Source organism: Sphingomonas sp. Leaf25, assembly GCF_001421635.1.
Taxonomy (GTDB): Bacteria; Pseudomonadota; Alphaproteobacteria; order Sphingomonadales; family Sphingomonadaceae; genus Sphingomonas.
The window spans coordinates 1,317-1,935 of record NZ_LMKU01000031.1 but is presented as its reverse complement, the minus strand read 5'-3'; the positions used below and the strand labels follow the sequence as shown (position 1 = coordinate 1,935).

Genomic DNA, 619 nt, shown 5'->3' with positions numbered 1-619 from the left:
GCACGTGCCGCCAGGCACCTATTTGCTGATATTCCACCCGTGAGCACCCGCCGCAGAACAATCGCCTGCGCAACGGGCCTACTCCTGACAACCCCGCCACACGGACATACGCCCGGCACGGTGATTGTAGGTGCTCCTTAGAAAGGAGGTGATCCAGCCGCACCTTCCGGTACGGCTACCTTGTTACGACTTAGTCCCAATCGCCAGTCCCACCTTCGACGGCTCCCCCCCACAAGGGGTTAGGCCACCGGCTTCGGGTGTTACCAACTTTCGTGACTTGACGGGCGGTGTGTACAAGGCCCGGGAACGTATTCACCGCAGCGTTGCTGATCTGCGATTACTAGCGACTCCGACTTCATGGGGTCGAGTTGCAGACCCCAATCCGAACTGAGACCGGCTTTTTGGGATTAGCTCCACCTCACAGTATCGCAACCCTTTGTACCGGCCATTGTAGCATGCGTGAAGCCCAAGACATAAGGGGCATGATGATTTGACGTCGTCCCCACCTTCCTCCGAGTTGACCCCGGCAGTCTCCTATGAGTCCCCACCATCACGTGCTGGCAACATAGAACGAGGGTTGCGCTCGTTGCGGGACTTAACCCAACATCTCACGACACGA

At 58.2% G+C, this 619-nt stretch carries 1 rRNA gene (running past one end of the window); it reads right to left on the bottom strand.

Going from position 1 to position 619, the window contains the following annotated elements:
- Positions 1-141: 141 nt before the first annotated feature.
- Positions 142-619, bottom strand: a 16S ribosomal RNA gene (locus ASE78_RS14990); its annotated part runs 1,316 nt beyond the window's last position; the annotation flags it as partial.